This is a genomic window from Pseudomonas sp. SG20052, from assembly GCF_031766055.1.
Classification (GTDB): Bacteria; Pseudomonadota; Gammaproteobacteria; order Pseudomonadales; family Pseudomonadaceae; genus Aquipseudomonas; species Aquipseudomonas mandelii.
The window spans coordinates 6,360,091-6,386,481 of record NZ_CP134498.1 but is presented as its reverse complement, the minus strand read 5'-3'; the positions used below and the strand labels follow the sequence as shown (position 1 = coordinate 6,386,481).

27 protein-coding genes and 2 pseudogenes are annotated in these 26,391 nt (G+C 60.5%); 11 read left to right on the top strand and 18 right to left on the bottom strand.

Annotated elements, in window-relative coordinates; translation table 11 throughout:
* The first annotated feature begins 11 nt into the window (after window positions 1-11).
* A complete protein-coding gene (locus tag RHP74_RS29410; RefSeq protein ID WP_010466790.1) occupies window positions 12-335 on the top strand; it encodes a multidrug transporter in 324 nt (107 codons plus the stop codon).
* 160 nt (window positions 336-495) lie between these two features.
* On the opposite strand, the gene RHP74_RS29405 is transcribed toward RHP74_RS29410, so the two are convergent.
* The 5 genes from RHP74_RS29405 to RHP74_RS29385 all read right to left on the bottom strand — a co-directional run bounded on the left by RHP74_RS29405 (window position 496) and on the right by RHP74_RS29385 (window position 5,180).
* Window positions 496-747, bottom strand: a complete 252-nt coding sequence (locus RHP74_RS29405; RefSeq protein ID WP_145306703.1) for a YfhL family 4Fe-4S dicluster ferredoxin — start codon at window positions 745-747, stop codon at window positions 496-498.
* Window positions 748-849: 102 nt separating this feature from the next.
* Window positions 850-1,329, bottom strand: a complete 480-nt coding sequence (coaD, locus tag RHP74_RS29400) for a pantetheine-phosphate adenylyltransferase (protein ID WP_007945531.1) — start codon at window positions 1,327-1,329, stop codon at window positions 850-852.
* Window positions 1,330-1,444: 115 nt separating this feature from the next.
* The gene (locus RHP74_RS29395; RefSeq protein WP_288114922.1) at window positions 1,445-3,040 is read right to left on the bottom strand and encodes a GMC family oxidoreductase; all 1,596 of its coding nucleotides are present in this window, start codon (window positions 3,038-3,040) and stop codon (window positions 1,445-1,447) included.
* Between the two features lie 136 nt (window positions 3,041-3,176).
* Entirely contained in the window at window positions 3,177-3,722 is a 546-nt protein-coding gene (locus tag RHP74_RS29390) for a twin-arginine translocation pathway signal protein (RefSeq protein ID WP_145306707.1), read from the bottom strand.
* Between the two features lie 27 nt (window positions 3,723-3,749).
* A complete protein-coding gene (locus RHP74_RS29385) occupies window positions 3,750-5,180 on the bottom strand; it encodes a coniferyl aldehyde dehydrogenase (protein WP_221107690.1) in 1,431 nt (476 codons plus the stop codon).
* A gap of 147 nt (window positions 5,181-5,327) precedes the next feature.
* Between RHP74_RS29385 and RHP74_RS29380 the strand changes: the two genes are divergently transcribed.
* Window positions 5,328-5,999: a TetR/AcrR family transcriptional regulator gene (locus RHP74_RS29380; RefSeq protein WP_010466800.1), complete on the top strand. Its 672-nt coding sequence runs from the start codon at window positions 5,328-5,330 to the stop codon at window positions 5,997-5,999.
* 33 nt (window positions 6,000-6,032) lie between these two features.
* A complete protein-coding gene (locus RHP74_RS29375) occupies window positions 6,033-6,887 on the top strand; it encodes a sulfurtransferase (RefSeq protein ID WP_311096819.1) in 855 nt (284 codons plus the stop codon).
* Window positions 6,888-7,007: 120 nt separating this feature from the next.
* On the opposite strand, the gene RHP74_RS29370 is transcribed toward RHP74_RS29375, so the two are convergent.
* From RHP74_RS29370 to RHP74_RS29335, 7 genes and pseudogenes are all read right to left on the bottom strand, one after another.
* Entirely contained in the window at window positions 7,008-7,847 is an 840-nt protein-coding gene (locus tag RHP74_RS29370; protein WP_311096818.1) for an AraC family transcriptional regulator, read from the bottom strand.
* A 3-nt stretch (window positions 7,848-7,850) separates the two neighbouring features.
* The gene (locus RHP74_RS29365; RefSeq protein WP_077747218.1) at window positions 7,851-8,849 is read right to left on the bottom strand and encodes a hydrolase; all 999 of its coding nucleotides are present in this window, start codon (window positions 8,847-8,849) and stop codon (window positions 7,851-7,853) included.
* A 155-nt stretch (window positions 8,850-9,004) separates the two neighbouring features.
* Window positions 9,005-10,351: pseudogene (locus tag RHP74_RS29355) on the bottom strand (M16 family metallopeptidase); the annotation flags it as partial.
* Window positions 10,352-10,384: 33 nt separating this feature from the next.
* Window positions 10,385-11,686, bottom strand: a pseudogene (locus tag RHP74_RS29350) (M16 family metallopeptidase); the annotation flags it as partial.
* 147 nt (window positions 11,687-11,833) lie between these two features.
* Window positions 11,834-12,445, bottom strand: a complete 612-nt coding sequence (gene rsmD / locus RHP74_RS29345; RefSeq protein WP_311096817.1) for a 16S rRNA (guanine(966)-N(2))-methyltransferase RsmD — start codon at window positions 12,443-12,445, stop codon at window positions 11,834-11,836.
* Window positions 12,445-13,935, bottom strand: a complete 1,491-nt coding sequence (locus RHP74_RS29340) for a pitrilysin family protein (protein ID WP_010466806.1) — start codon at window positions 13,933-13,935, stop codon at window positions 12,445-12,447. The genes rsmD and RHP74_RS29340 overlap by 1 nt, the downstream gene beginning before the upstream one ends.
* The gene (locus RHP74_RS29335; RefSeq protein WP_154502074.1) at window positions 13,928-15,283 is read right to left on the bottom strand and encodes a pitrilysin family protein; all 1,356 of its coding nucleotides are present in this window, start codon (window positions 15,281-15,283) and stop codon (window positions 13,928-13,930) included. Before RHP74_RS29335 ends, RHP74_RS29340 begins: the two co-directional genes overlap by 8 nt.
* A gap of 342 nt (window positions 15,284-15,625) precedes the next feature.
* Here RHP74_RS29335 and ftsY point away from each other — a divergent pair, with 342 nt between their 5' ends.
* The 4 genes from ftsY to rpoH all read left to right on the top strand — a co-directional run bounded on the left by ftsY (window position 15,626) and on the right by rpoH (window position 19,780).
* Window positions 15,626-17,125: a signal recognition particle-docking protein FtsY gene (gene ftsY / locus RHP74_RS29330; RefSeq protein WP_311096816.1), complete on the top strand. Its 1,500-nt coding sequence runs from the start codon at window positions 15,626-15,628 to the stop codon at window positions 17,123-17,125.
* Window positions 17,122-17,793 (top strand): cell division ATP-binding protein FtsE, encoded by a 672-nt coding sequence (gene ftsE, locus RHP74_RS29325; RefSeq protein ID WP_010466809.1) that lies wholly within the window; start codon window positions 17,122-17,124, stop codon window positions 17,791-17,793. Before ftsY ends, ftsE begins: the two co-directional genes overlap by 4 nt.
* On the top strand, window positions 17,790-18,812 hold the full coding sequence (ftsX, locus tag RHP74_RS29320) for a permease-like cell division protein FtsX (protein ID WP_010466810.1): 1,023 nt from the start codon (window positions 17,790-17,792) through the stop codon (window positions 18,810-18,812). The genes ftsE and ftsX overlap by 4 nt, the downstream gene beginning before the upstream one ends.
* 113 nt (window positions 18,813-18,925) lie before the next feature.
* Window positions 18,926-19,780: an RNA polymerase sigma factor RpoH gene (rpoH, locus tag RHP74_RS29315; RefSeq protein ID WP_007897890.1), complete on the top strand. Its 855-nt coding sequence runs from the start codon at window positions 18,926-18,928 to the stop codon at window positions 19,778-19,780.
* 200 nt (window positions 19,781-19,980) lie between these two features.
* Here rpoH and mtgA read toward each other — a convergent pair whose 3' ends face one another.
* Entirely contained in the window at window positions 19,981-20,703 is a 723-nt protein-coding gene (gene mtgA, locus RHP74_RS29310) for a monofunctional biosynthetic peptidoglycan transglycosylase (protein WP_042932499.1), read from the bottom strand.
* A 74-nt stretch (window positions 20,704-20,777) separates the two neighbouring features.
* Here mtgA and RHP74_RS29305 point away from each other — a divergent pair, with 74 nt between their 5' ends.
* The 4 genes from RHP74_RS29305 (at window position 20,778) to trmB (ending at window position 23,030) form a co-directional block, all read left to right on the top strand.
* Window positions 20,778-21,149 carry a DUF423 domain-containing protein gene (locus RHP74_RS29305; RefSeq protein WP_010466813.1) on the top strand — a complete coding sequence of 124 codons (372 nt, stop codon included), beginning with the start codon at window positions 20,778-20,780 and terminating at the stop codon, window positions 21,147-21,149.
* A gap of 90 nt (window positions 21,150-21,239) precedes the next feature.
* Window positions 21,240-21,440, top strand: coding sequence for a sulfur carrier protein ThiS (gene thiS / locus RHP74_RS29300; RefSeq protein ID WP_007897898.1), 201 nt, complete (start codon window positions 21,240-21,242; stop codon window positions 21,438-21,440).
* Between the two features lie 60 nt (window positions 21,441-21,500).
* The gene (locus RHP74_RS29295; RefSeq protein WP_010466815.1) at window positions 21,501-22,295 is read left to right on the top strand and encodes a thiazole synthase; all 795 of its coding nucleotides are present in this window, start codon (window positions 21,501-21,503) and stop codon (window positions 22,293-22,295) included.
* Between the two features lie 9 nt (window positions 22,296-22,304).
* Complete coding sequence (gene trmB / locus RHP74_RS29290) at window positions 22,305-23,030, top strand: tRNA (guanosine(46)-N7)-methyltransferase TrmB (RefSeq protein WP_083375541.1); 726 nt, start codon at window positions 22,305-22,307, stop codon at window positions 23,028-23,030.
* Between the two features lie 132 nt (window positions 23,031-23,162).
* Here the strand turns inward: trmB and RHP74_RS29285 are convergent, their stop codons facing one another.
* Genes RHP74_RS29285 through metW form a run of 5 tightly spaced genes read right to left on the bottom strand, consistent with a single transcriptional unit; the run spans window position 23,163 to window position 26,385 of the window.
* Entirely contained in the window at window positions 23,163-23,486 is a 324-nt protein-coding gene (locus RHP74_RS29285) for a DUF3392 domain-containing protein (RefSeq protein WP_010466821.1), read from the bottom strand.
* Between the two features lie 22 nt (window positions 23,487-23,508).
* Entirely contained in the window at window positions 23,509-24,714 is a 1,206-nt protein-coding gene (gene hemW, locus RHP74_RS29280) for a radical SAM family heme chaperone HemW (protein WP_311096815.1), read from the bottom strand.
* Window positions 24,711-25,307: an RdgB/HAM1 family non-canonical purine NTP pyrophosphatase gene (gene rdgB / locus RHP74_RS29275; RefSeq protein ID WP_077747222.1), complete on the bottom strand. Its 597-nt coding sequence runs from the start codon at window positions 25,305-25,307 to the stop codon at window positions 24,711-24,713. The genes hemW and rdgB overlap by 4 nt, the downstream gene beginning before the upstream one ends.
* Window positions 25,304-25,738, bottom strand: a complete 435-nt coding sequence (locus RHP74_RS29270) for a DUF4426 domain-containing protein (protein WP_077747223.1) — start codon at window positions 25,736-25,738, stop codon at window positions 25,304-25,306. The genes rdgB and RHP74_RS29270 overlap by 4 nt, the downstream gene beginning before the upstream one ends.
* Window positions 25,739-25,764: 26 nt before the next feature.
* On the bottom strand, window positions 25,765-26,385 hold the full coding sequence (gene metW, locus RHP74_RS29265) for a methionine biosynthesis protein MetW (RefSeq protein ID WP_010466828.1): 621 nt from the start codon (window positions 26,383-26,385) through the stop codon (window positions 25,765-25,767).
* Window positions 26,386-26,391 lie beyond the last annotated feature (6 nt).

Genomic DNA, 26,391 nt, shown 5'->3' with positions numbered 1-26,391 from the left:
AGGACCGCGCCATGAATTCGTTTCGAACCCTTGTTGTTGCGCTGCTGCTGAGCGTCGGTGCGCCCGCGCTGGCGGCCAGCAGCGGCAGCGGTGATCCGCGTTACACCATCCAGAATCCCCCGGCCTACGCCATGCTCGGTGACTTGCTGATCGCCAGACCGTTGCTGGTGGTGGCGACGGTGATCGGTGCCGGGGCGTTTGTGGTGTCGTTGCCGTTCACGGCCTTGGGCGGCGGCATCGGCGATGCGGGACAGGCGCTGGTGGTTGATCCGGCGAAAGCCGCATTTGTGCGGTGCCTGGGGTGTATCGGGGAGGGGTTTGAGCAGCGGGAGTGAATCAGTTACATGTTCGGTGTACCTGATGGCTTCATCGCGAGCAGGCTCACTCCCACAGTTGATTTGTGTTGTGAATCAAATGATGTGAGCACCACAAATCAACTGTGGGAGCGAGCCTGCTCGCGATGAGGCCGGCACAGGCACTACAAAAATGCCTGCCTCAAGCCTTGCCGGTAAGCTGGCGATACTTCGCCATCAACTGCTCTTCAGTCTCCGGATGCGCTTCATCCAGCGGAATGCAATCCACCGGGCACACTTGCTGGCACTGAGGTTCGTCGTAGTGGCCGACGCACTGCGTGCACAGGTTCGGGTCGATCACGTAGATCTCTTCGCCTTGGGAAATAGCGGCGTTCGGGCACTCGGGTTCGCAGACGTCGCAGTTGATGCAATCGTCGGTGATGATCAGGGACATGCTAACTCCAGCCAGGGCGGACGGCCCGGGCGCAATAAACCAATGCGCGCAATTGTGCCGCATTGGCGCCCGCAGTGCACGCGGGCGCCGCTTGAGCGGTCGTTACTTCTTGAAGCGTTCGGTGAGGGCATCCGCCACCGCAGGGTGGACGAACTTGGTGATATCGCCGCCCAACGCTGCGATTTCACGGACCAGCGTCGAGGAAATGAACGAATAACGCTCGGACGGTGTGAGAAACAGACTTTCCACATCCGGCGCCAGTTGGCGGTTCATGTTGGCCAGCTGGAATTCGTATTCGAAGTCCGACACCGCGCGCAAACCACGCAGGAACACATTGGCGTTCTTCTCTTTGGCGAAATGCGCCAACAGCGTCGAGAAGCCGACGACTTCAACGTTGGGCAGATGTTTAGTGACCTCGCGGGCCAGCTCCACACGTTGTTCCAGGGGAAACAACGGGTTTTTCTTCGGGCTGGCAGCGACGGCGATGATCACATGATCGAACAGGCGCGCGGCGCGTTCGACCAAGTCGCCATGGCCCTTGGTAATAGGGTCGAAGGTACCTGGGTACAACACTCGGTTCATCGCGTCGTCCTGGCGGGAGTCCGTTGGGGAGTCGGATGGTATCGCAGCCTTCCCGGTCGGCCAAGTCGCCTGTTGGGTAAGAAAGCACTATAGACGATTGGAATATTCTCCGTTTTCATGGGTTTTTCAAACGTTCAGCCAGAGAAGTCGCCAGTTGCGCCGTCAATCCGTAGACCGACAATTGCGGGTTTGCGCCAATGCTGGTGGGGAACAGCGAGCCATCGTGGATCGACAGATTGCTGATCTGGTGATGCCGGCCAAGGCTGTCGGTCACGGCGTTTTTCGGGTCTTCACCCATGGCACAACCGCCCATCACATGAGCGCTGCCCAGGCGGGTGCGATACAACTCAAGGCTCAAACCGTCGATCAACGTGCGCGCTTCGGCCAGGGTTTTCACGTAGCGCGCGTCGGCGTGCATCGGCATGACCGCGTTGGCGCCGCCGGCGAACTGGATCTCGGCCATGCTGTGAAAGGCCCGGCGCAAGCCGTCCCAGGCGTAGGGTGAAACTTGATAGTCGAGCACCGGCGTGTTGTCGCCGCGCAATTCGACACTGCCGCCGGGGCTGTCCGGGTGGAAACCATCGCGCAACAGCGCCAGCATCGCGTGGGTGTGGGGCAGATTTTCCATATGCCCGGCGTTTTCCTTGCCAAAACCGCCGAGCAGGGTGGAGGCCAGCGCTGGGTGCAGTGGCGGCACCTCCAGTTTGTAGGACATCTTGCCGGTGGTGCCGTCCTGCCATTGGAAGTGGTCGGAATAGATCGACTGCGGCGCACCGTAGAACGGGTTGATCACCTCATCGAACAGCCCGGCGGACATGTTCACCAGGTGCAGGAATGTGCGTTTGCCCAACCGCTGGTGCGGATCGGGCGCCTCCGAGCGCAGGAGCAGCGCCGGGCTGTTGATCCCGCCGCCCGCCAGCACGTAATGCCGCGCCTTGACCGTGATCGTGCGTCCGGTAGGTGCGACGCAACGGTCGTCCATCGCCACACATTGCAGGTCCGTGACCTTGCCGTCCTTGATCGAGAGCGTTTCGGCGCGGGCCAGATACAGCAGCTCGCCGCCTTTTTCCAGGGTCGCGGGGATGGTCGTGACCATCATCGACTGCTTGGCGTTGGTCGGGCAGCCCATGCCGCAATAGCCAAGGTTCCAGCACCCGCGCACGTTGCGCGGGATCACATGCCAGGTGTAGCCGAGCTGCTCACAGCCTTTGCGGATCACGTCGTTGTTGGCGTTGGGCGGCACCATCCAGGGCGCAACGCCCAGGCGCTGTTCCATTTTCTCGAACCAAGGCGCCATCTCGGCCGGGCTGTGGCCTTTGACGTTGTGTTCCCTGGCCCAATGCTCAAGCGTCGGGTCGGGCGTGCGAAAGCTCGATGTCCAGTTGATCAGCGTGGTGCCGCCCACCGCGCGGCCCTGGAGGATGGTGATCGCGCCGTCCTTGCTCATGCGGCCGATGCCTTCCTGATAGAGGCTGGTGTAGGCCTGGTCTTCGAGCATCTTGAAGTCGCTGCTGGTCTTGAGCGGGCCTTCTTCGATCAGCAACACCTTGTAGCCGGCGGCGCTGAGAATTTCCGCGGTGGTCCCGCCGCCCGCGCCGCTGCCGATGATCGCCACGTCCGCGTCCAGGGTCAGGTCCTGGGTCAGTTGCGAGCCGTTGTAGGTTTTCCAGCCACGGGCCATGCCTTCGCGGAACGGGTCGGGTACGGGCATCTTCGGGTTCTCTAGTTGTTATGGTTTTGGATGCAGTGGTGTTCATGAGGATGCCTTCGCGGGCAAGCCTCGCTCCTACAGAACCGCGTAAGCCGTTGTAGGAGCGAGGCTTGCCCGCGAAGGGGTCGACCCAGTCTTAAACGGCAGGCGGCCCCGGATACCCGCAATGTACCCACGATTCCGCGCGGCTGTACCACGCCATCATCACCAGTTGCAGCAACGAGCTGTGCCCCATGCGCAACAGGTTCAACGAGCTGTTTTCCCAGCGATCGAGAAAGTGCCGGATCTCATCGGCACTGGCGTTTTCCCAGCTGCCCCAGATCCCGGTCAGCGGCCCGCGGGTCACCGCCATCCCCAGCACGTCGAACAATTGCCGAGTGAGCTTGAGCATTTCCGGCGACAGGTGATTCAGGCCGTTATCCAGGGTTTTCAGGGTGCCATCGACGGCGGCCGGCATTTTTTCGGCGGCCACGGCGCCTTCGAGCATTACCGGGACCAATGCCCGCAGAAACAACAGATCGCCGCTGCGCAGGGTCGCGAAACCGCTGGCCGGAATGCTCGATGAGCAGCCGCTGAGGCTCGCGCCCAATCCGGCCGTCGCCAGGAAAGCACTCGCGCCGAGGCTGAATTTAAGCAGGCCGCGCCGCGACAGCGCGGGTGTATCTGACAGGCTTGGGCTCATTATTGTTATTACCCGAGGGTGCGATTGTTAGCGGATAAACAGCTTCTGAATCAGTTTCTGAATGGATTTTCCATAGGGCGGGTAAATCAGTTTCGCCGCGTTGAAGCGCTGCTTGATCAGTACGCCTTTGGCCTTGCTGAAGGTCAGGAAACCTTCGTGGCCGTGGTAATGGCCCATGCCCGAAGCGCCGATACCACCGAACGGCATATCGTCCTGCGCCACGTGCAGCAAGGTGTCGTTGAGGCAAACACCGCCGGAATGGGTTTCGTGGAGTACACGATTTTGTTCGCGCTTGTCGTAGCCGAAGTAATACAGCGCCAGCGGACGAGGTCGTTGATTGATGTAGGCAAACGCCTGATCAAGCGTCTTGTACGGCACGATCGGCAGCAGCGGGCCGAAGATTTCATCCTGCATCACGGTCATGTCGTCGCTGACGTTGAGCAGCACGCTATGACCCATGCGCCGGCCCTGGCCCTGATCAAACAGCGGAATCAGCAGCGCGCCCTTGCTGGTGGCGTCGCTGACGTAGTTATTGAGTCGCGCCAGTTGCCGGTCATTGATGATTGCCGTGTAGTCCGGGTTGTCGGCCAGTGTCGGATAAAACCCGCGAACCGCGTGGCGATAGGCTTCGACGAAAGCGCCGATACGATCTTCCGGCACCAGCACGTAGTCCGGGGCCACGCAGGTTTGCCCGGCATTGAGCGTCTTGCCGAATGCGATGCGTTCGGCGGCGTCCTTGAGCGGCACGTCGAGGGACACAATGGCCGGGGACTTGCCACCCAGCTCAAGGGTCACCGGCGTCAGGTTCTCGGCTGCCGCGCGCATCACGTGCTTGCCGATGCTGGTGGCGCCGGTAAACAGCAGGTGATCGAAACGCAGTCGGGAAAACGCGACACCGATATCGGCTTCGCCCAGCACCACGCAGACCAGGTCTTGCGGGAAGATCCGGCCCAGCAGTTCCTTGAGCAGCAAGCCGGTGGCGGGGGTCGACTCACTGAGTTTGAGCATCACCCGATTGCCCGCCGACAACGCACCCACCAGCGGCCCGATAGCCAGATAAAGCGGGTAGTTCCACGGCACGATCACGCCGATCACGCCCAGCGGCTGGTAAACCACTTTCGCCGAAGCCGGCTGAAACGCGATACCGACCTTGCGCCGCGAGTGCTTCATCCAGCCTTTGAGGTGCTGACTGGCGTAGTGAATGCCGTGCAGGCTCGGCATCAGTTCGGCGAGCAGGGTTTCATCGGCGCTGCGGTGGCTGAAATCCTGGCTGATCGCATCGATCAAGGACTGGCGTTCGTTGCTCAGCAGATCACGCAGGGCTTTGAGCCATTGCTGGCGCTGGGCGGCCGGTGGCATCGGGTTGGCCGCATACGCCGCACGCTGCGCATCGAACAGGGCCTGGAGCTCGTCCAGCGGCTGTTGCAGGTTCTGCAGATAAGCGATGTCGGCGGTCATGATCGGCTCCGGTTTTTGTTGTAATGACGCACTTTTTAGAGTCTAAGCTCTATAAAGTCAAATGGCATCCTGGCGCAGCATTGTTTTATCCACTCGCCGATAGGTCGTAAGATGCCTGCCAACGCACTCTGAATTAAAGCTCAAGCCATGGCCCCTCGGATCAAAACCAGCGAGCGCATCGTGCAGAACAGCCTGGAGCTGTTTAATCAACAGGGCGAGCGCAGCATCAGCACCAACCACATTGCTGCCCACATGGAGATTTCTCCGGGCAACCTGTACTACCACTTCCCCAACAAGCAGGCGATCATCGCCGTGCTGTTCAGTGAGTACGAAAGCCTGGTGGACAGCTTCCTGCGCCCGCCCCAGGGTCGAGCGTCCACGGTGGAAGACAAACGCTTCTACCTTCAGGAACTGCTGGCGGCGATGTGGCGCTACCGGTTTTTGCATCGCGATCTTGAGCATTTGCTCGACAGCGATCCCGAACTGGCTGCCCGTTATCGGCGTTTCTCCCAGCGCTGCCTGATCCATGGCACCCACATCTACGCTGCCTTCGTCGACGCCGGCATCCTGAAAATGGACAAAGTCCAGATCGAATCCCTGACGCTCAATGCCTGGATTATCCTGACGTCCTGGGTGCGTTTTCTGTGCACCACGCGGGAAAACTCCAATCACCTGAGTGAGCAGGCGATTAAACGTGGGGTGTATCAGGTGCTGGTGCTTGAGGCCGGTTTCGTCACGGAACAGTCTCGCGACGCAGTCAACGCGCTGTACGAAGAGTTTTACGTGCCACTGGCCCAGGCGCTGGAAGAAGTGCAGTAGGATTCAAGACCGACTTAATCACAGGAGCCCGTTATGCCCATTGCGCAACTGATCAGCCCGCAAGCGTTGGACCTGAAAAAGGATGCACCTGGGCTGGTGATTCTGGATTGTCGTTTTGCCCTCGAAGACCCGGATTACGGCCAGCGTAGTTATGCCGAAGGGCATATCGCCGGGTCGAGTTTTGCCGATCTTGAGCGTGATTTGAGCGGGACAGTGGTCAAGGGTGTGACCGGGCGCCATCCGTTGCCTGAGCCTGAAGAGTTGATCGAGCGTCTGCAAGCCTGGGGCATCAACGCCGACAGCGAAGTGGTTTTGTACGATGACGGCCCCGGTGCCTACGCGGCGCGGGCCTGGTGGTTGCTGGTCTGGCTGGGCAAGCGTGACGGCGTGTTTATTCTCGATGGCGGGCTCAAGGCCTGGCACGCCGCCGGGTTGCCGCTGAGCCTGGATGCGTGCGACACCCCGCGCGGCACCTTTGCCGGGACGCCGGACGACGCGCTGATCTTGAGTGCCGAACAGCTTCAAAAACGTCTCGGCCAACCCGCGCTGACCTTGCTCGATGCTCGCGCCTTGCCGCGTTTCAAGGGCGAAGTCGAACCGATCGACCCGGTTGCCGGGCACATCACCGGTGCGCAATGCGCAGCCTTCACCGAGAACCTGGGCAGTGACGGACGTTTCCTGCCGGCCGATCAGCTCAAGCAGCGCTTTGCCGCGAAACTCGGCGATCGTGCGCCGACCGATCTGGTGGCGTATTGCGGATCCGGCGTGACGGCATGCCATAACCTGTTCGCGCTGTGCCTGGCGGGTTATCCGTTGGGCTCGTTGTATGCCGGGTCGTGGAGCGAGTGGATCAACGATCCTGCGCACGGCATCGCCATCGGCGAATAAACGCTACACCCCTGTAGGAGTGAGCCTGCTCGCGATGGCGGCGGGTCAGTCAACATCATTGCTGACTGACCCGCCGCCATCGCGAGCAGGCTCGCTCCCACTTTTGGACCTGTGTCGAGCTCAACTTCCTGATAATTGCCGGGCGCTGCGATACGCCCCCGGCCCAACCCCGTAAACCTGCTTGAACTGCCGACTCAGATGACTCTGGTCGGCAAACCCCAATTGCATCGCGACTTCCAGCGGCAAACATCCGTTCTGTAACAGCGCCCTTGCCTGCGCGATGCGTTGCTGCATCAGCCAGGTATGCGGCGGCATGCCCGTGGCGCGGCGAAAGACCCGGGCGAAGTGGAACGGTGAAAGGTTGACCAGTGCCGCCAGTTCTTCCAGCGAAGGCGGCGCCGCCAATTGTGCATGCAGCACATCCTTGGCCAGCGTCACCGCCCGGTGCTCCTTGCCGGGTTTGCCGGCGATCGGCACGGAGGCGTGACGTTGTAGTAGCAACAGCATCATCTCGCGCCAGACCATTTGCTGTTGCAAGGCGGTGGACGGACTTTCCAGCAAGCGATGCAGTTGGCAGAAACCCTTCACCAGGTCCGGGTCGCGATACAACGTCGCGCCAAACCCCGGCAGGTTGTTGGTCGGCAGCTCCAGTTCGTCCAGCAGCGAGAGAATCTGCCCGCTGTCCGGATAAAACGCCCGGTACAACCAGCCATCCTCCGTCCCTTTGTGGCCGGTGTGCAGTTCATCAGGATTGATCAACACCAGCGTGCCGCTGCCGGCCAGGTGCTCGGCGCCGCGATAGCGGTAGCGCTGGGCGCCGGCCATGATCATGCCGATCACATAACCGTCATGCACGTGGGGCGCGAAGCGATGTTCGATGTAGCGCGCGGACAATAACTCGACGCCGGCCAATGGCGCCGTTTGCCAGAATCGGATCGACTCGCCTTGGTCGGCATCCATGGCTTACCCGCGACCCACGGCGCTCAGCCACTGCGGAATGCGGCGCTCCAGGTAATAACCTGGCTGGCGGAACGAGCCATCGACAAAACCGACATGCCCACCCTTGGCTTGCAACTCGAATTGAGTGGAGGCGGACAGCTCCATCGCCTGCGGCAGGCTATGGGGGAACACGAAGGGGTCGTCGGCCGCCTGAATGATCAGGGTCGGTGTGCGAATTTCTCCAAGGAAATACCGGCTCGAAGCGCGGCGATAGTAATCCTCGGCATCGACGAAACCGTTCAGCGGCGCCGTGACCCGGCCGTCGAAATCCCAGAAGGTGCGCATGTTCTCCAGCGAGCCCAGTGCCGCCAACGCCGCCAGTCCATCCTCGCGCCCGTCATGTTGAAACTGGCGCTGCTTGTTTTTGATGTAGGCCACCATCTCGCGCATGAAATGCGCCTGATAGACCTTCGAGAAACCTTGCCCGATGCGATCAGCGCATTGATCGAGACGAAACGGCACCGACACTGCCACCGCGCCTGACACGCCGCTGTCACTGCCAGTCTCGCCCAAATGCTTGAGCAAGACATTGCCGCCCAGGGAATAGCCGACTGCATACAGCGGTGCGAGAGGGCGCTTGGCCCGCAGGTGCCTGATGGCTTCGGCCAGGTCTTCACTGGCGCCGGAATGGTAGCTGCGTGGCAACAGATTCGGCTCGCCGGAGCAACCGCGCCAGTTCAACGCGACGCTGGCCCAACCCTGGGCAGCGAACGCCTTTTGCACACCGGCCACGTAGGGCGAATTCGAAGAGCCGGTCAGCCCGTGCAGCACCAGCACCAGCGGCGCATCGGCAGTGTGCGGGCCGTGCCAGTCCATATCGAGAAAGTCGCCATCCTCAAGCCACAAGCGTTCGCGCTCGCGTTCGATGTGCGTGGTTTTGCGCCACAGCGGTCCCCACAAGGTTTGCAGGTGCGGGTTGCCGAGGCCGAAGGCGGGGGTGAAGCGTTCTGACGGAAAGGACACGATTGCTCTCGATGCAGCGGTGCGCAACCGGTGCGCACCTTTTTCAGGCCGGTCGGTTAACCGGCGATCTCTGCCATACGTTGCCACAACGCGTAATACACCTGCCCGGATTTCTGCTTTCCGATGCGGTGCAGGTTTCCTGACAGTTTGAGCGATTACCTAGAAGGTTTGCCAGTAGGCTCCGGCAATGGCTTTTGCGGGACGGTCGGTCCTGTGCTGATGATGACTAATTTGTCCATGCTCAGGTGTTTGTTCAATGCGCTTTTGACGTGCTCTACGGTTAGGCGCTGGGACTGCTGCATGAAGTCGTCCAAGTGATTCAACGGCAGGTTATAAAAGCCGATGGACGCCAGTTTCGAGACGATTTGTGCGTTGCTGGCAGTGGACTGCGGGAAGCTGCCAGCCAACTCGCGCTTGGCATCATCAAGTTCTTTTTCGGTCGGGCCGGTTTTAAGGTAGTCGGCGAGCACGTCCTGTACCAGTTTCAGAGTGCCTTCGCTCATTTCGGAGCGGGTCTGCAACTTGATCATGAACGGACCGCGCGCCTGCATCGGGGTGAAGGTCGAAACCACGCCGTAAGTCAGGCCACGTTTCTCGCGCACTTCGCTCATCAGTCGAGTGCCAAAGCCGCCGCCAAGGATCTGATTGCCCATGGACAGTGCCGCGTAGTCTGGATTGTCACGGTCGATGCCCAGTTGCGCGAGCATCAGAATGGTCTGTTTCGATGGGAATTCGATGTGGCTGATGCTGGCGTTGGGTTCGATCGGTTGCGGGATTTTCGCCAGGGCCGGGCCTTGGGGCAGGGTAGCGGATACCTGCGCGGCAATGGCTTCAGCTTCGGCACGGGACAAGTCGCCCACCAACGCGATCACCACGTTGCCGGCCGCGTAGGCTTTTTCGTGGAACGCGCGCAGCTGTGTCGGGGTGACGGACTGAATGGCTTGCGCCATGCCATCGCTGGCGTGCGCGTAAGGATGATCGCCATACAGACGGTTCATCAACTCAAGGCTCGCCAGTTTGCTCGGGTCATGCTGCTTATCTACGAAAGCGGCGAGGGTCTGATTGCGAAGGCGTGCATACGAATCGCCAGGGAAGGTCGGCTTGCCTGCGACTTCGGCGAAGAGTGTCAATGCCGGATCGCGTTTATCCTTGGCGCTGAGGCAGCGCAGGGAGACCTGCGCCGTATCCAGACCAGTGCTGGGGGCATACTGTGCGCCCAGGCTTTCGAAATCTTGGGCAATAGCGTTGGCATCCCTGCCGGCAACACCTTCGTTGAGCATCAAGTTTGTCAGCATGGCCAGACCCGGAGTGCCTCCATCCTGGCTGCTGCCGGCTGCGAAGGTCAGGCGCATGTCGAACATCGGTAACCCTCGGGCTTCGGCGAACAACACTTTGGCGCCTTCGGCAGTATTCCAAGCCTGAATATCAAGCGTGCGGGGACTTGGCGCCTGACCGTCGAGCTCAGCCAGCGATTGCAGCCCTTGGTCGGAGTTTTCCTTGTCTGGTACTTTGCCGGCGCCGGACTCATCCCCATCCTCTTTATTCACCTCCATTGGCAGTACATGGGCGACGCTGAGCCGCTCGCGGGTGAAATACAGCTTGGCGGCTTTCTGGATGTCTTCTGGCGTTACGCTTTCCAGTTCGGCCAGTTCGGTGTCCATCAGTTTCCACGACAGGCCGAAGGTTTCCAGTCGACCGATAGCGGTGGCCTGGCGGGTGATTGAGTCGCGCTCGTAAACCAGCCCGGCGATGACCTGCGCGCGTACGCGTCCCAGTTCTTCAGTGGACGGCGCAGTGATTTTCAGCTGTTCGAGCAGCCTCCACAAACCGGCTTCGGCCTGGGCGATGGTTTTGTTTTTACGGCTGTTGGGTGTTGCCGACAGGAGGAACAGGCTGTCACCCCGGGTGTAAGCGCTATAACTCGACGAACCGTCGGACACCAGCTCTTCAACGCGTTGCAGTTGCATTGGGATGCGTGAGCTGTGGCCGTTGCCGAGCAGGGCCGAAATCATACGCAAGGCATTCACTGAGCGTTTGTCTTCGGCGGTGGCGATGCTTGGCACGTTGAAGGCCAGCATCAAGCTGGGCAGTGGGGTCTTCACGTGCAGAGTGATTTGGCGTTGGCCGGGCTTGGCCAGTTCCAGCGGTCTTTTCGCGGCCGGCACATCACGTCTGGCGATCGCGCCGAAGTAGCGCTGGGCCTGGGCTTTGACTTCGTGCGGGGTCACGTCGCCGACCACCACCAGCGTGGCGTTGTTCGGCGCATACCAGGATTGATACCAGTGGCGCAGCTCTTCGATCTTCATCCGGTCGAGGTCCGCCATCCAGCCGATGGTCGGCGTGTGATAACCGCTGGACGGGTAGGCCATCGCTTTGAAGCGTTCGTAGGCATTGTCCATTGGTTTGTCATCAGTGGTCAGGCGACGTTCTTCTTTAATGACTTCAATCTCCCGGACGAACTCGTCGACCGGCAGGAGCAGATTGGCCATGCGGTCCGCTTCCAGTTCGAAGGCCACGCTCAGACGATCTCGAGCCAGCGTCTGGTAGTACGCGGTGGAGTCGCTGCTGGTGAAGGCGTTGAATTGGATACCGAGCTCGCGCAGGAGCGGCAAGATTTTGCCTGGGCCGACTTTTTTGCTGCCCATGAACATCATGTGTTCCAGAGCGTGGGACAAGCCGGTCTGACCCGGAGGTTCGTAGCTGGCGCCGACCTTGTACCAGACCTGGGAAGCTACCACCGGTGCCCGATGATCCTCGCGCACGATGACCTTGAGGCCATTGTCGAGTGTGAACTCGGTAGTTGAACTGGAAGTTGTCTCGTTAGCTGATGCTTTCATTCCGTTAACAGTCCTTTGCGTCCATGCGAGTTGTTTCGCAGGTTCACAGTGAACGAAAGGAAAAGAACTAAGCAAACTGGTTATGTTGCTGTTTGAAAAAACGGGAGGGCACCCTGGACAGGCGGTTCACCTGTCCAGGTTACTCTTTTAAGAAGATATTTCAGTGCTTCGCTGCCACAACGAATAGTAGACGCGCCCGGATTTCTGCTCACGGTGCAGGCGCCAGTTGGCCGGCAGGCCGAGCGTCGAGGGTGCTGTTTCGCTTTCGGTGTACACCCACGCATCGTCCGCCAGCCATTGGCGCTCTTCCAACAGCGTGCAAACGGTCGGCAACAGGTTCTGATTGAACGGAGGGTCGAGGAACACCACGTCGTAGGCGGTCGCGGTCTGGGTCTCCAGATAGCGCAAGGCATCGGCCGTCTGAATCTGGCCGGTGGTGCAGCGCAGGGTGCCCAGATGTTCCTTGATGCTTGAGACCGCGATGTTGCTGGCGTCCAGTGCCTGGCCCATCGCCGCGCCACGGGACAGCGCCTCAAGGAACAACGCGCCGCTGCCGGCGAATGGATCAAGTACCTTGGCGCCCGCGATGTAAGGCGCGAGCCAGTTGAACAGGGTTTCACGCACCCGGTCCGGGGTTGGGCGCAGGCCCGGGGCGTCGGGGAAGCTCAGCTTCCGGCTGCCCCATTCGCCGCCGATGATGCGCAATTGGTTCACGCCGTTGTGGACGTTGTGAACAGGTTTCTTAGGACGAGTGGCCATCAATGCTCCGGAACCCCGAGCGGCTGCTCGGCAGGTTTATCAGTTGGGGCCGGTAACGGCTTTTGCGGCACGGTCGGGCCAGCGCTGACGATGACCATTTTGTCCGTGCTCAAGTGTTTGTTCAGTGCAGCTTTGACCTGTTCGACAGTCAGGCTCTGCGACTCACGCATGAAGTCATTCAGATAACTCAGCGGCAGGTTGTAGAAACCCATGGCGCCGAGCTGGCCGACGATGTCGGCGTTGCTGGCCGTGGACAGCGGGAAGCTGCCGGCCAGTTCACGCTTGGCGTCGTCGAGTTCTTTCTGGGTCGGGCCGGTTTTAAGGTAGTCGGCGAGCACGTCCTGCACCAGTTTCAACGTGCCTTCACTCATCTCGGCGCGGGTTTGCAAGTTGATCATGAACGGGCCGCGTGCCTGCATCGGGGTGAAGCCCGAATAGACGCCGTAGGCCAGGCCACGTTTCTCGCGCACTTCACTCATCAATCGGGTGCCGAAACCACCGCCGCCGAGGATCTGGTTGCCCAGAGACAGTGCTGCGTAGTCCGGATCGTCACGGTCGATGCCCAGTTGCGCAAGCATCAGGTTGGTCTGCTTGGACGGGAACTCGATGTGGCCGATGCTGGCTTTCGGTTCTTCAGGCTGCGCAATTTTTGCCAGTGCCGGGCCTTTCGGCAACGCGCTGGAGACTTGCGCGGCAATCGCCTCGGCTTCGGCGCGGGACAAATCACCCACCAGCGCAATCACCACGTTGCCGGCTGCGTAGGCTTTCTCGTGGAACGCCTTGACTTGCGCCACGGTAATCGCCGGGACGGTTGTCGCCGTGCCGTCGCTGGAATGCGCGTAGGGGTGATCGCCGTACAAGCGGTTCATCAGCTCCAGGCTCGCCAGTTTGCCCGGGTTCTGCTTCTGGTATTCGAAACCGGCAAGCATCTGGTTCTTGATGCGCGCAAAGGAGTCGGCAGGGAAGGTTGGTTTGCCGACGACGTCGGAGAACAGTTTCAGCGCCGGTTCGCGCTTGTCTGCGGCGCTGAGGCTGCGCAGGGAAGCCAGTGCCATGTCTTTAAAGGCGCCGTTGCCAAAGTCTGCGCCCAGGCCCTCGAAGCCTTGAGCGATGGCGCCGACATCTTTTCCGGCCACACCTTCGTTGAGCATCGCGTTGGTCAGCAGTGCCAGACCGGGCGCGTTGCCGTCCTGGCTGCTGCCGGCGGCGAAAATCAGGCGCAGGTCGAACATCGGCAGCTCGCGGGCTTCGACGAACATCACCTTGGCGCCTTCGGCGGTGTTCCAGGTCTGTACGTCGAGCGAACGGTGGCTCGGCGCCTTGCCGTCGAGTTCACTCAGCGATTGCAGCTTCTGGCTGGACTTGGCCTTGTCGAGGGCTTCGCTGGCCGTGGAGTCTTCGCTTTTCGACAAATAGAACGCAGCAGAGCCGATCAGGGCGACAGCGATCAGTCCGATCAGGACCAGACGGGATTTTTTACGCTCACTCATGAGTCGTCTCCAGTGGCAGTACATGGGCGACGCTGAGACGTTCGCGGGTGAAATACAGCTTGGCGGCTTTCTGGATGTCTTGCGGTGTCACGCTTTCCAGGTCGGCGAGTTCGGTGTCCATGAGTTTCCAGGACAGGCCGACGGTTTCCAATTGGCCGATGGAGGTGGCCTGACTGGTGATCGAATCACGCTCGTAGACCAGGCCGGCGATGACCTGGGCGCGGACGCGTTCCAGTTCTTCGGCGGACGGCGCAGTGGTTTTCAGCTGATCGAGCAGCTTCCACAGGCCCGCTTCGACCTGGTCCATGGTTTTCTTTTTCTGGGTGTTCGGCGTGGCCGACAGGGTAAACAGACTGTCGCCGCGAGTGTAAGCGTCGTAACTCGACGAACCACCGGACACCAGCTCTTCGCCGCGCTCCAGTTGCGTCGGGATGCGTCCGCTGTAGCCGCCGTCGAGCAGGGCCGAGATCAGGCGCAAGGCATTCACCGAGCGCTTGTCTTCGGCGGTGGCGATGCTCGGCACGTTGAAGCCCAGCATCAGGCTCGGCAACTGGGTCTGTACGTGAAGGGTGATCTGGCGTTCGCCAGGCTCGGCCAGTTCCAGCGGGATTTTCGCCGCTGGCACATCGCGTTTGGCGATCGGGCCGAAATAGCGCTGGGCCAGGGTTTTGACTTCGTCCGGGGTCACGTCGCCGACCACCACCAGCGTGGCGTTGTTCGGCACGTACCAGGATTGGTACCAGTGGCGCAGCTCTTCGACTTTCATGCGGTCCAGATCAGCCATCCAGCCGATGGTCGGCGTGTGGTAACCGCTGGCCGGGAAAGCCATGGCCTTGAAGCGTTCGTAGGCCTTGGACATCGGTTTATCGTCGGTGCGCAGGCGACGTTCTTCCTTGATGACTTCGATCTCGCGGGCGAACTCGTCGGCCGGCAGGCGCAGGGTGGCCATGCGGTCGGCTTCCAGCTCGAAGGCCACGCCCAGGCGGTCGCGGGCCAGCACTTGGTAATACGCGGTGAAGTCATCGCTGGTGAACGCGTTCTCTTCGGCACCGAGGTCGCGCAGGATCAGCGACGCTTCGCCGGGGCCGACTTTCTCGCTGCCCTTGAACATCATGTGCTCGAGGGCGTGGGACAAACCGGTCTGGCCCGGCGTCTCGTAACTCGAGCCGACCTTGTACCAGACTTGGGAAACCACCACTGGCGCACGATGGTCTTCGCGCACAACGACCTTCAGGCCGTTATCCAGAGTGAATTCGTGGGTGGGTTGTGGATCGGCAGCCAGGGCCGAGAGGGGCAGACAAACTGTGCTGAGCAGCAGGCCTGCAGCGCGGCGGGCTAAAGCATTCATTCGTTTTTAAACCTGTTGAGCTGCCCGCTTGGCTTAGCGTCGGCGGGCGAGAGGGTGCTAGGATACTGGTCCGTTTTACTGGCGGCCACGTCTATCAGGCCTTTGATCGGCCGGACGGTTGCATGGGTTACCTGCGGAACCTTGGTTTTGTCAGCTAAACTCTGCGTTTTCGCAGAAGATGCCGTACCAGTCCTTCGTATTAGTCAACCTTTGAGGTGCTGTTTGCACCTCGACAAAATGTTGCGCGTGAACAAGCTGGGTCAATCGCAGTCTGTTCTGCATCGAATATTTATTTGCCGGGGCGCCCTTTGGCGCGTCGCTACCGTGAGATAGCCGTCCTCCATGTTTGGTTCCAACGACGACAAGAAGACCCCAGCTGCGGCTGGCGAGAAGAAAAGCCTGTTCGGATGGCTGCGCAAAAAGCCGCAGGAACCCGTCGTCGAACAGCCACAGCCAATTCCTGAGCCAACACCCGCGCCGGTAATAGAAGAAGCGCCGGCGCCGGTTGTCTTGCCGATGGCCGAGCCGCTGCTGCAGCCGGTCGCCGAGGCTGAACCCGAAGTCATTGCCGAGCATCCGCTGGCACCCGCTCCAGAGCCGTGGCTGACGTTGCCAGTGGCGGAAGAGCCGGTGGCCTTGGTCGAAGATGAGCTGGCGCCGCATGTGACGCCGACGATTCCTGCACCGACCGCGTTTGCCCCCGAGCCCGTTCAGGTGCCGGTGGTTGAGCCGGTTGTCGCGCCGGTTATCGTGACTGAGCCTGAGCCGGTTGTTCCAGAGTCTGTGATTCCTGCGTTCGTCGCTCCTGTGGTTGAAGCACCTGCGCCTGCTCCTGTTATTGCTCCGGTAGTCGCCGCGCCCGCAGTTCCCGCCGAAGTCCCGGCCGAGCCGCCGCGTAGCGAAGAAACCAAAGCCGGTTTCTTCGCCCGCCTCAAGCAAGGCCTGTCCAAGACCAGCGCCAGCATTGGCGAAGGCATGGCCAGCCTGTTCCTGGGCAAGAAAATCATCGATGACGAACTGCTCGAAGACATCGAAACCCGTCTGCTGACCGCCGACGTCGGGGTCGAGGCGACCTCGGTCATCATCCAGCGCCTGACCCAAAAGGTTGCGCGCAAGGAGCTGGCCGATGCCGACGCGCTGTACAAATCCCTGCAGGCTGAACTCGCCGCGATGCTCAAGCCTGTCGAGCAGCCGCTGAAAATCACCTCGCAGAACAAGCCTTTCGTGATTCTGGTGGTCGGCGTCAACGGTGCCGGCAAAACCACCACCATTGGCAAACTGGCGAAGAAGCTGCAACTCGAAGGCAAGAAAGTCATGCTCGCGGCCGGTGACACCTTCCGCGCCGCCGCCGTTGAGCAATTGCAGGTCTGGGGCGAGCGCAACAAGATCCCGGTCATCGCCCAGCACACCGGTGCCGACTCCGCTTCGGTTATCTTCGACGCCGTACAGGCCGCCAAGGCCCGTGGCATTGATGTGCTGATCGCCGACACCGCCGGTCGCCTGCACACCAAAGACAATTTGATGGAAGAGCTGAAAAAGGTTCGCCGGGTTATCAGCAAACTCGACGCCGACGCGCCGCACGAAGTGCTCCTGGTGCTCGACGCCGGTACTGGCCAGAACGCAATCAGCCAAGCCAAGCAATTCAACCAGACCGTCGAACTGACCGGCCTGGCGCTGACCAAGCTCGACGGCACCGCCAAGGGCGGGGTGATTTTCGCCCTGGCCAAGCAATTTGGTTTGCCGATTCGCTACATCGGCGTCGGTGAAGGCATCGATGACTTGCGTACTTTTGAAGCAGAACCCTTTGTCCAGGCACTGTTTGCCGAGCGGGAGCGTTCATGATTCGTTTCGAACAGGTCGGTAAACGCTACCCGAACGGTCACGTCGGCTTGCATGAGCTGAGCTTTCGAGTCCGTCGGGGCGAATTCTTGTTTGTAACCGGCCATTCCGGCGCCGGTAAAAGCACCTTGTTGCGGCTGCTGCTGGCGATGGAGCGTCCGACCACCGGCAAATTGCTGCTGGCCGGCCAGGACCTCGCCACCATCAGCAATGCGCAGATTCCGTACTTGCGCCGGCAGATTGGCGTGGTGTTCCAGAACCACCAACTGCTGTTTGATCGCACGGTGTTCAACAACGTCGCTCTGCCGTTACAGATTCTTGGGCTGTCCAAGGCCGAGATCGTCAAACGTGTGGATTCGGCGCTTGAGCGTGTCGCGCTGTCGGATAAAACCGATCTGTACCCCGGCGACCTGTCCACCGGGCAGCAACAGCGCGTCGGCATCGCTCGCGCCATCGTCCACCGTCCGGCCTTGCTGCTGGCGGACGAACCCACCGGTAACCTCGATCCGCGTCTGGCGGCCGAGATCATGGGCGTGTTCGAAGACATCAACCGCCTGGGCACCAGCGTGCTGATCGCCAGTCACGACCTGGCCTTGATCGCCCGCATGCGTCATCGGATGCTGACCCTGCAACGCGGCCGATTGATCGGCGACGGGGAGGCGGGCGTATGAGTGCGACACGCAGCCCCAAGGTTTCCGAGCGCGTGGCGCCGAAAGCCGCCGATCCGCAACCGCAGAAGAAAAAGCGCAACGATGACGACGGCCCGGATTTCGCCACGTTGTTTCGTGCCTGGGTTGAAAGCCATCGCGCCAGTCTGCTGGACAGCTTGCGTCGGTTGGGTAAACAGCCAATCGGGAGCTTTTTCACCTGCATGGTGATGGCGGTCGCCCTGAGCTTGCCGATGGGCCTGTCACTTTTGCTGAGTAACGTCGAGCGTCTCGGCGGTTCCTGGCAGCGAGCGGCGCAGATTTCCCTGTACCTGCAACTCGAGGCCAGCCCGGCTGAAGGCGAGTCGTTGCGCGAGCAGATCAAAGGCATGCCTGGCGTAGCCGATGCTGAATATATCGGCCGAGATCAGGCGCTGGAGGAGTTTCAGCAGCAGTCCGGACTGGGCGAGGCGCTTAAGGAACTGCCGGAAAACCCGCTGCCAGGCGTGGTGCTGGTGACCCCGAACGAAGTCGACAAGCCCGCGCTTGAAGCATTACGACAAAAACTTTCCGAGCTGCCCAAGGTACAACAGGCTCAACTTGATCTAGTCTGGGTCGAGCGTCTGGCAGCGATCCTCAAGCTGGGTGACCGTTTTGTCTTCGGTCTGACAGTGCTTCTGGTTTCTGCATTACTTTTGGTGATAGGCAATACCATTCGTCTTCATATTGAAAACCGCCGCACAGAGATAGAAGTGATTAAACTCGTCGGCGGCACGGACAGCTATGTGCGCAGGCCCTTTCTGTACATGGGGGCGCTTTATGGCTTCGGTGCGGGGATTCTTTCCTGGGGTGTATTGGCGTTTGGCCTTGATTGGCTGAACGACGCAGTTGTCGGGCTGGCCGGTTTGTATGGCAGTGATTTCGCGCTGGCCGGAGTGCCAGTTGCCGACGGTCTGTCTCTCTTGCTTGGCGCGGTGCTGTTGGGGTATATCGGTGCATGGATTGCAGTCGCACGCCACCTGAGGGAGCTTGCGCCTAAGTAGTATCATTTTGCTCGTATTGACCTTTCAGCGTTTATGGGAACTTGTCTTTCGGTTTCCGGTCAATTTTCGCAGTGCTGAACTGCACGAGTTATGTAAGTCGGAGGTTTTTTCGTATGACCAATTCTTTGCAACCTGCATATGCTCTGGTCCCGGGTGCGAACCTGGAGGCCTATGTGCACACCGTGAACAGCATTCCATTGCTGACTCCGGAGCAGGAGCGTGAACTGGCCGAGAGTCTCTATTATGAGCAGGATTTGGGGGCGGCTCGGCAGATGGTGCTCGCCCACCTGCGTTTTGTTGTACATATCGCCCGTAGCTATTCCGGCTACGGCCTGGCTCAGGCTGACCTGATCCAGGAAGGTAACGTCGGTCTGATGAAGGCGGTGAAGCGCTTCAACCCGGAAATGGGTGTGCGTCTGGTTTCGTTCGCAGTGCACTGGATCAAGGCGGAAATTCACGAGTTCATTCTGCGCAACTGGCGCATTGTGAAAGTCGCGACCACCAAGGCCCAGCGCAAGCTGTTCTTCAACCTGCGCAGCCAGAAGAAACGTCTGGCGTGGCTGAACAACGAGGAAGTCCACCGTGTGGCGGAAAGCCTCGGCGTAGAGCCGCGGGAAGTGCGCGAGATGGAAAGTCGCCTGACAGGCCATGACATGGCCTTCGACCCGGCCGCGGAAGCGGACGACGACAGCGCTTTCCAGTCGCCGGCCAACTACCTGGAAGACCACCGGTACGACCCGGCGCGTCAACTGGAAGATGCCGACTGGAGCGACAACTCCAACCACAACCTGCACGAAGCGCTCGAAGTGCTGGACGACCGCAGCCGTGACATCCTCTACCAGCGCTGGCTGGCGGAAGAAAAAGCTACGCTGCACGACCTGGCGCAGAAGTACAACGTGTCGGCCGAGCGTATTCGTCAGCTTGAAAAGAGCGCGATGAACAAGCTCAAGTTGTCGATCGCCGCCTGACCTGCGAAGCGGCAATAAAAAACGCCCCGATCAGTGATGATCGGGGCGTTTTTGTGTGTGCCTACTAGTGACAAGCCGCCTCCTGTAGGAGCGAGCCTTGCCCGCGAAGGCGGTGTATCAGTCGATGAAGGGGTTGGCTGACATACCGCCTTCGCGGGCAAGCCTCGCTCCTACGGGTGATTTGCGTCGTCTCGGACTCGTTATTGGGACCAAGGTGCCCGGCGTGAATCATTAATGCCAACCAGATAGCTATCGCCACCCAACTGGCTCATCTGCTGCCGAATCCACCCGGCCCGACGCGCAACATAGTTGGTCGGATGACTTGCACTCCACACCCGCGGGTTTGGCAGCACCGCCGCGAGCAAGCTCGATTGCTGGCGACTAAGACCTTTAGCGCTCACACCAAAGTGATGCCGGGCCGCCGCTTCCGCGCCAAACACCCCGTCATCCCACTCGACGCTGTTCAGGTACACCTCAAGAATCCGCTGCTTGGGCCAGAGCACCTCGATCAACCCGGTGAACCACGCCTCCAGGCCTTTACGCAGCCAACTGCGGCCGGACCACAAAAACAGATTCTTCGAGACTTGCTGGCTCAGAGTGCTGGCACCGCGAATCGAACCACCGAGCTCGTTATGGGCCAGGGCTTTCTGGATCGCACCAAAGTCAAAACCCCAGTGCTCCGGGAATTTCTGATCCTCGCCCGCGATCACCGCGACTTTCAGGTCGTCAGAGATTTCATCCCAGGGCTTCCAGGTGCGCTGCAAGTCAATGGGCTCGCCGTCGAACCAGGATTCGACCTTGCGCTCGACCATCAATGCCGTTCCCGGTGGCGGGACCACGCGAAAGATCAGTACCAGCAGCACGCTGCCGGCCGCGAACCAGAGCACGGCCTTGGTAAATCGTCTTAAAAATAAACGCAGCATAGAGATGACTTGGCCGAACCCGTTGAGCGGGCCATTATACAGACCCTGTGGATCGAGTCTGACTGGAGTTCTTCATGCTGCGTGGCTTTCTGATGCTGGCCGCTTTCTTCGGCTTCACCGGCGTTGCCCTTGGCGCGTTCGCCGCCCACGGCCTGAAAAACCGTCTGACTCCCGAGTACCTGGCGATTTTCCATACCGGCGTCACCTACCAACTGGTGCACACCCTGGCGTTGCTGGGTGTGGCGCTGCTGGCCACGCAGATTCCGGGACGCTTGATCACTTGGGCCGGCGCCTCGTTTGCCATCGGCATCCTGCTGTTTTCCGGCAGCCTGTACTTGCTGACCCTGACCGGCGTCAGCAAGCTGGGGATCGTCACCCCCTTCGGCGGCCTGGCATTCCTGGTCGGCTGGTTCTGCCTGGGGCTTGCCGCCTGGCGGTTGAGCTGACCGGGCAGTCCATTTCATGACGAATGGCTTGGGTCGCCAAGACTGATCGGGCTAGAATGCCAGCCCCTAAAAATGATGGCGGCATTCGGTATGCGCATTCAGTTGAACGGCGAATCCCTTGAACTGCCCGACGGTGAAACCGTTGCGGCCCTGCTGACCCGTCTGGAACTGACCGGACGCCGGGTGGCGGTCGAACTCAATCTGGATATCGTCCCGCGCAGCCAGCATGCAGAAACCACGCTCAACGATGGCGATTCCGTCGAAGTGGTCCACGCCATCGGCGGCGGCTAGTCGCCCGGCCCGCAAGGGCACAGAATTCTGCAAGAACCTCACCCCTACAGAGGATTTCCCATGAGCATCGTTCGTAGCGACAAGCCCTTCGTCCTGGCCGGTCGTACTTACCAGTCGCGTTTGCTGGTAGGCACCGGCAAGTACCGCGACATGGAAGAAACCCGCCTGGCCATCGAAGCTTCGGGTGCCGAGATCGTCACCTTCGCCGTGCGCCGTACCAATCTGGGCCAGATCGAAGGCGAGCCGAACCTGCTCGAAGTGCTGTCGCCGGATCGCTACACCTTCCTGCCGAACACCGCGGGCTGCTACGACGCCATTGAAGCCGTGCGCACCTGCCGCCTAGCCCGTGAGCTGCTCGATGGGCACAATCTGGTGAAGCTGGAAGTGCTGGCCGACCAGAAAACCCTGTTCCCCAACGTGATCGAAACCCTCAAGGCCGCCGAAACACTGGTCAAGGAAGGCTTCGACGTGATGGTCTATACCAGCGATGACCCGATCATCGCCCGTCAATTGGCGGAAATCGGCTGCATCGCGGTCATGCCGCTCGCCGGTCTGATCGGTTCGGGCCTGGGGATCTGCAACCCGTACAACCTGCAGATCATCCTCGAAGAAGCCAAGATTCCCGTGCTGGTGGATGCCGGTGTCGGTACCGCTTCCGACGCCACCATCGCCATGGAACTGGGTTGCGAAGCCGTGCTGATGAACTCGGCCATCGCCCACGCCCAGCAGCCGATCATGATGGCTGAAGCCATGAAACACGCCATCGTCGCGGGCCGCCTGGCCTACCTCGCCGGTCGCATGCCGAAAAAACTCTATGCCAGCGCCTCCTCGCCGCTGGATGGTCTGATCAAGTAAGAGCCATTGATGACTGAATCAAACGACACGCCAATCCAGACGGAAGAAGGCGACGAGCGCCAACACCGCCGCATCAAGAGTTTCGTGATGCGCGCCGGGCGCATGACCGAAGGCCAGCAACGCGGTCTGGACCAGGGCACGCCGCTGTTCGTGCTGCCATTGGCCGACGCGCCGGTAGACTTCGACCAAGTGTTCGGTCGTTCGGCGCCGCGCTCGCTGGAAATCGGTTTCGGCATGGGCCATTCGCTGCTGGAAATGGCCGCGGCCTCGCCGGAACAGGATTTCATTGGCGTGGAAGTGCACCGTCCGGGTGTCGGCGCGCTGCTCAATGGCGTTCTGACGCAGGGCCTGACCAACCTGCGGGTCTACGATTGCGATGCAATCGAAGTGCTCAACCGTTGCGTGGCCGACAACAGCCTCGATCGCCTGATGCTGTTTTTCCCGGATCCATGGCACAAGAGTCGTCACCACAAGCGTCGTATCGTTCAGGCGTCGTTCGCTGAGCTGGTGCGCAGCAAGCTGAAAGTCGGCGGCATCCTGCACATGGCCACCGACTGGGAACCGTACGCCGAGTACATGCTGGAAGTGATGAACGTTGCGCCGGGTTATCGAAACCTGGCCGAAGACGGCAAATGCGTCCCGCGCCCGACCGAACGCCCGATCACCAAGTTCGAACGCCGCGGCGAGCGACTTGGGCATGGAGTTTGGGACCTGAAGTTCGAAAAACAGTCCTGAGCCGTAACGCTGTAAAAAATGTGGGAGCGGGCTTGCCAGCGATGGCGGTCTGACAGTCAACGAAGATGTTGAATGTTATGACGCCATCGCGAGCAGGCTCGCTCCCACAGTTGTTTTGGGTGTAGTCAAAGGTCAGCGGCGGTCGGCGACTACACCGATCAGTACCAGCACCACCAACAACACCGGCGCCAGGCTGTAGTTGTTGAACTGGCTCAGGCCTTTGATGATCCACGGGGTGGCATAGATCAACGCGACGCCGCTGCCGACCATGCACACCAATGCCATCAGCGGGACGCGCAAGGCGCCGGCGATGCTGCCCAGGCGTTGGTCGACCCAGCCTTTGATATCGGCGCCAAACAACACCAGCAGACAGCCCACCAGCGCCAGAGAGATTTCCGACAGGTTGCTGCGGCTCCAGCGGGAGACGGTGGCGAGCAGGTCGAGTATCAAATCCATTCGTTTTCCCCTAAGGCTGAAATCAGCTCAGAAATGTTTGCAGCAAGTCATTGAGAAACAGCTGTCCGCGATCAGTCGCCGCCAGACGTGACGGTTCGACCCGCAACAGGCCGCTTTGTTCGGCTTCCCGCCGGCCTTCGGCGAGGCTTTCCAGCGGCAGTCCGGTGCGCTCCGGATACAGGCGCGATTCCACGCCTTCAGTCAGGCGCAGGGCGTTCATCAGGAAGTCGAACGGCAGCTCGTCGTTGGTCAGCGCTTTCTCTCCGGCCTTGAAGCTTTTCGCCGGGTTCAGGTAATCCTTCGGCAGGCGCGTTTTCCAGGTGCGCACGATGCGCCCGTCCGGATGGCTGAGCTTGCCGTGGGCACCGGCACCGATGCCGATGAAGTCGCCGAAACTCCAGTAGTTGAGGTTATGCCGCGCCGGGCGACCAGGCTGAGCATAAGCCGAGACTTCGTATTGCGCGTAACCGTGTTCGGCAAGCAGCGCCTGACCGGCTTCCTGAATGTCCCACAGCGTGTCGTCTTCCGGCAGCGTCGGCGGCTGGTTCCAGAACACCGTGTTCGGCTCCAGCGTCAGTTGATACCAGGACAAATGCGTCGGCTTCAGGGCGATGGCCTGGCGCAGGTCGTTCAACGCATCGTCCAGCGACTGATCCGGCAAGCCGTGCATCAAGTCCAGGTTGAAGTTATCGAACCCGGCCTGACGCGCCATGCCGGCAGCACGCACCGCTTCGTCGCCGTTGTGAATTCGCCCCAGGGCCTTGAGCTTCTCTTCCTGAAAACTCTGGATGCCGATCGACAGGCGATTGATGCCCAGCGCGCGGTAGGCGACGAATTTCTCTTGCTCGAACGTTCCCGGATTGGCTTCCAGGGTGATTTCGATGTCGCTGGCAAACGGGATGCGTTGCTCGACACCTTTGAGCAAACGACCCAGGGCTTCGGCGCTGAACAGGCTCGGCGTGCCGCCACCGAAGAAAATCGAGCTCAGCTCACGACCGTAAACCGCATGCAGGTCCTGATCGAGGTCGGCCAGCAACGCGTCGACGTACTCTTCTTCCGGCAGCACCGGGCTGGCAGTGTGGGAGTTGAAGTCGCAATAAGGGCATTTGCGCACACACCACGGAATGTGGATGTACAACGCAAGGGGCGGCAGCACGGGGAGCGCGGCCCGAGGCGAGGGGGCGGCACCGCCGAAAATCAGCGGTGACGCGGATGAGTCGTGGGTCATATCAGGCCTAGACGCTGGCGCAGCAGATCCATTGCACGGGCGCGGTGGCTGATGAGGTTCTTCTCGCTCGGGCTCAGTTCGGCGCTGGAGCAATCGCGCGACGGCACCCAGAACAGCGGGTCGTAGCCAAACCCGTGTTCACCGCTGGCCGCCGTCAAGATGCGCCCGTGCCACAGGCCTTCGCAGAGGATCGGCAGCGGATCGTCGGCATGTCGCACCAGCGCCAGCACGCAGACGAACTGTGCGCCGCGCTCAGATTCCGGCACATCCTTCAACGCATCGAGCAGTTTGGCGTTGTTCGCCGCATCACCCTGGCCATCCGCGTAACGAGCCGAATAGATACCCGGCGCACCGCCAAGGAAATCCACCGCTAGCCCGGAATCGTCGGCCAGCGCCGGCAAACCGGAGATGCGCGCGGCGTTGCGGGCCTTGAGGATGGCATTCTCGACGAACGACAGGCCGGTTTCTTCAGGCTCGACGCTGCTGAACTCGCCGATCGAGCGCAGTTGCACCGACTCGCCGAGCATGGCCTGGAGTTCCTTGAGTTTGCCGGCGTTATGGCTGGCCAGTACGAGTTGCGTGAAGTTCATCATTCGCCGGGGAAAAGCTCTTGGTTGAAATTGATGGTGTTGATTTTATCGCCGTTCTGCACCTTGATCTCGAAGGTGCGGACTTCCTGCTGATCCACCGGGAACTGGGCGATGTAGTAGATCGCGCCCTGTTCGGTGATCTGTTTGAATTTCAGCGGCACACTTTGGCTGGTCAGGTCTTTGACCGTCCCGCTGACCTGAGCCATCTGGGGTTTGCCTTCCTTGATTACCGAAACGTTGATCACGCCTTGATTCTTGCTGCGGGTGAGCTCCGCGGCTTTAGCGATATCAGGGGTCAGAAAGGTCGAGTTGAAGGTGTTGTAATGCACCGTCACATCACCAAACTTCTCCTGACGATCACCTTTGATGACGTCGGCGGCCATGGCCGTGACGCTCAGGCAGGCAGTAAGTACAAACAGCGCTAGACGACCCATGATCGTTCTCCTTGGAATGTCGTGGTTCAGACCGCGATTTTGTGATCCTGCAACCCTGGGCTGCTGACGCGGTAAATACCGATTTCACCTAATAGATTAGGCCATAGCTTACTGGCCCACCCGTGGCGGTGTTGTTGATCCACGGCCAGCCGATCAATGACCTTGGCTTCACGTTCGCGACACAACGCTTCAAAGTCTTCGAAGGTGCAGAAGTGGATGTTCGGCGTGTTGTACCAGGTGTATGGCAGAAACTCCGACACCGGCATCCGGCCCTTGCTCGCCAGGTACCAGCGGCAGCGCCAGTGACCGAAGTTGGGGAAGGTGATGATGCACTGGCGGCCGACCCGCAGCATTTCGTCGAGGATCCTGTCCGGGTAATGCACGGCTTGCAGCGCCTGGGTCATGACCACGACGTCGAAGCTGTTGCTGGCGAAGTTGCCGAGGCCCTTGTCCAGGTCCTGCTCGATCACGTTGATGCCCTTGGCCACGCATTCGGCGATGTTGTCCGGATCGTTTTCCAGGCCATAGCCCGTCACTTGTTTGTTATCGCGCAGCCAGGTCAGCAGTTCGCCGTCGCCGCAACCGAGGTCGAGCACGCGGCTGCCAGCGGGGATCCATTCCTGGATGATTTCCAGATCAGCTCTCATGGCTTT

What these genes read in the sequence shown, in the direction of transcription:
- RHP74_RS29410 (WP_010466790.1), top strand. Translation starts at nt 12, where the DNA reads ATGAATTCGTTTCGAACCCTTGTTGTTGCGCTGCTGCTGAGCGTCGGT.
- RHP74_RS29405 (WP_145306703.1), bottom strand. Translation starts at nt 747, where the DNA reads ATGTCCCTGATCATCACCGACGATTGCATCAACTGCGACGTCTGCGAA.
- coaD (WP_007945531.1), bottom strand. Translation starts at nt 1,329, where the DNA reads ATGAACCGAGTGTTGTACCCAGGTACCTTCGACCCTATTACCAAGGGC.
- RHP74_RS29395 (WP_288114922.1), bottom strand. Translation starts at nt 3,040, where the DNA reads ATGCCCGTACCCGACCCGTTCCGCGAAGGCATGGCCCGTGGCTGGAAA.
- RHP74_RS29390 (WP_145306707.1), bottom strand. Translation starts at nt 3,722, where the DNA reads ATGAGCCCAAGCCTGTCAGATACACCCGCGCTGTCGCGGCGCGGCCTG.
- RHP74_RS29385 (WP_221107690.1), bottom strand. Translation starts at nt 5,180, where the DNA reads ATGACCGCCGACATCGCTTATCTGCAGAACCTGCAACAGCCGCTGGAC.
- RHP74_RS29380 (WP_010466800.1), top strand. Translation starts at nt 5,328, where the DNA reads ATGGCCCCTCGGATCAAAACCAGCGAGCGCATCGTGCAGAACAGCCTG.
- RHP74_RS29375 (WP_311096819.1), top strand. Translation starts at nt 6,033, where the DNA reads ATGCCCATTGCGCAACTGATCAGCCCGCAAGCGTTGGACCTGAAAAAG.
- RHP74_RS29370 (WP_311096818.1), bottom strand. Translation starts at nt 7,847, where the DNA reads ATGGATGCCGACCAAGGCGAGTCGATCCGATTCTGGCAAACGGCGCCA.
- rsmD (WP_311096817.1), bottom strand. Translation starts at nt 12,445, where the DNA reads ATGGCCACTCGTCCTAAGAAACCTGTTCACAACGTCCACAACGGCGTG.
- RHP74_RS29340 (WP_010466806.1), bottom strand. Translation starts at nt 13,935, where the DNA reads ATGAGTGAGCGTAAAAAATCCCGTCTGGTCCTGATCGGACTGATCGCT.
- RHP74_RS29335 (WP_154502074.1), bottom strand. Translation starts at nt 15,283, where the DNA reads ATGAATGCTTTAGCCCGCCGCGCTGCAGGCCTGCTGCTCAGCACAGTT.
- ftsY (WP_311096816.1), top strand. Translation starts at nt 15,626, where the DNA reads ATGTTTGGTTCCAACGACGACAAGAAGACCCCAGCTGCGGCTGGCGAG.
- ftsE (WP_010466809.1), top strand. Translation starts at nt 17,122, where the DNA reads ATGATTCGTTTCGAACAGGTCGGTAAACGCTACCCGAACGGTCACGTC.
- ftsX (WP_010466810.1), top strand. Translation starts at nt 17,790, where the DNA reads ATGAGTGCGACACGCAGCCCCAAGGTTTCCGAGCGCGTGGCGCCGAAA.
- rpoH (WP_007897890.1), top strand. Translation starts at nt 18,926, where the DNA reads ATGACCAATTCTTTGCAACCTGCATATGCTCTGGTCCCGGGTGCGAAC.
- mtgA (WP_042932499.1), bottom strand. Translation starts at nt 20,703, where the DNA reads ATGCTGCGTTTATTTTTAAGACGATTTACCAAGGCCGTGCTCTGGTTC.
- RHP74_RS29305 (WP_010466813.1), top strand. Translation starts at nt 20,778, where the DNA reads ATGCTGCGTGGCTTTCTGATGCTGGCCGCTTTCTTCGGCTTCACCGGC.
- thiS (WP_007897898.1), top strand. Translation starts at nt 21,240, where the DNA reads ATGCGCATTCAGTTGAACGGCGAATCCCTTGAACTGCCCGACGGTGAA.
- RHP74_RS29295 (WP_010466815.1), top strand. Translation starts at nt 21,501, where the DNA reads ATGAGCATCGTTCGTAGCGACAAGCCCTTCGTCCTGGCCGGTCGTACT.
- trmB (WP_083375541.1), top strand. Translation starts at nt 22,305, where the DNA reads ATGACTGAATCAAACGACACGCCAATCCAGACGGAAGAAGGCGACGAG.
- RHP74_RS29285 (WP_010466821.1), bottom strand. Translation starts at nt 23,486, where the DNA reads ATGGATTTGATACTCGACCTGCTCGCCACCGTCTCCCGCTGGAGCCGC.
- hemW (WP_311096815.1), bottom strand. Translation starts at nt 24,714, where the DNA reads ATGACCCACGACTCATCCGCGTCACCGCTGATTTTCGGCGGTGCCGCC.
- rdgB (WP_077747222.1), bottom strand. Translation starts at nt 25,307, where the DNA reads ATGATGAACTTCACGCAACTCGTACTGGCCAGCCATAACGCCGGCAAA.
- RHP74_RS29270 (WP_077747223.1), bottom strand. Translation starts at nt 25,738, where the DNA reads ATGGGTCGTCTAGCGCTGTTTGTACTTACTGCCTGCCTGAGCGTCACG.
- metW (WP_010466828.1), bottom strand. Translation starts at nt 26,385, where the DNA reads ATGAGAGCTGATCTGGAAATCATCCAGGAATGGATCCCCGCTGGCAGC.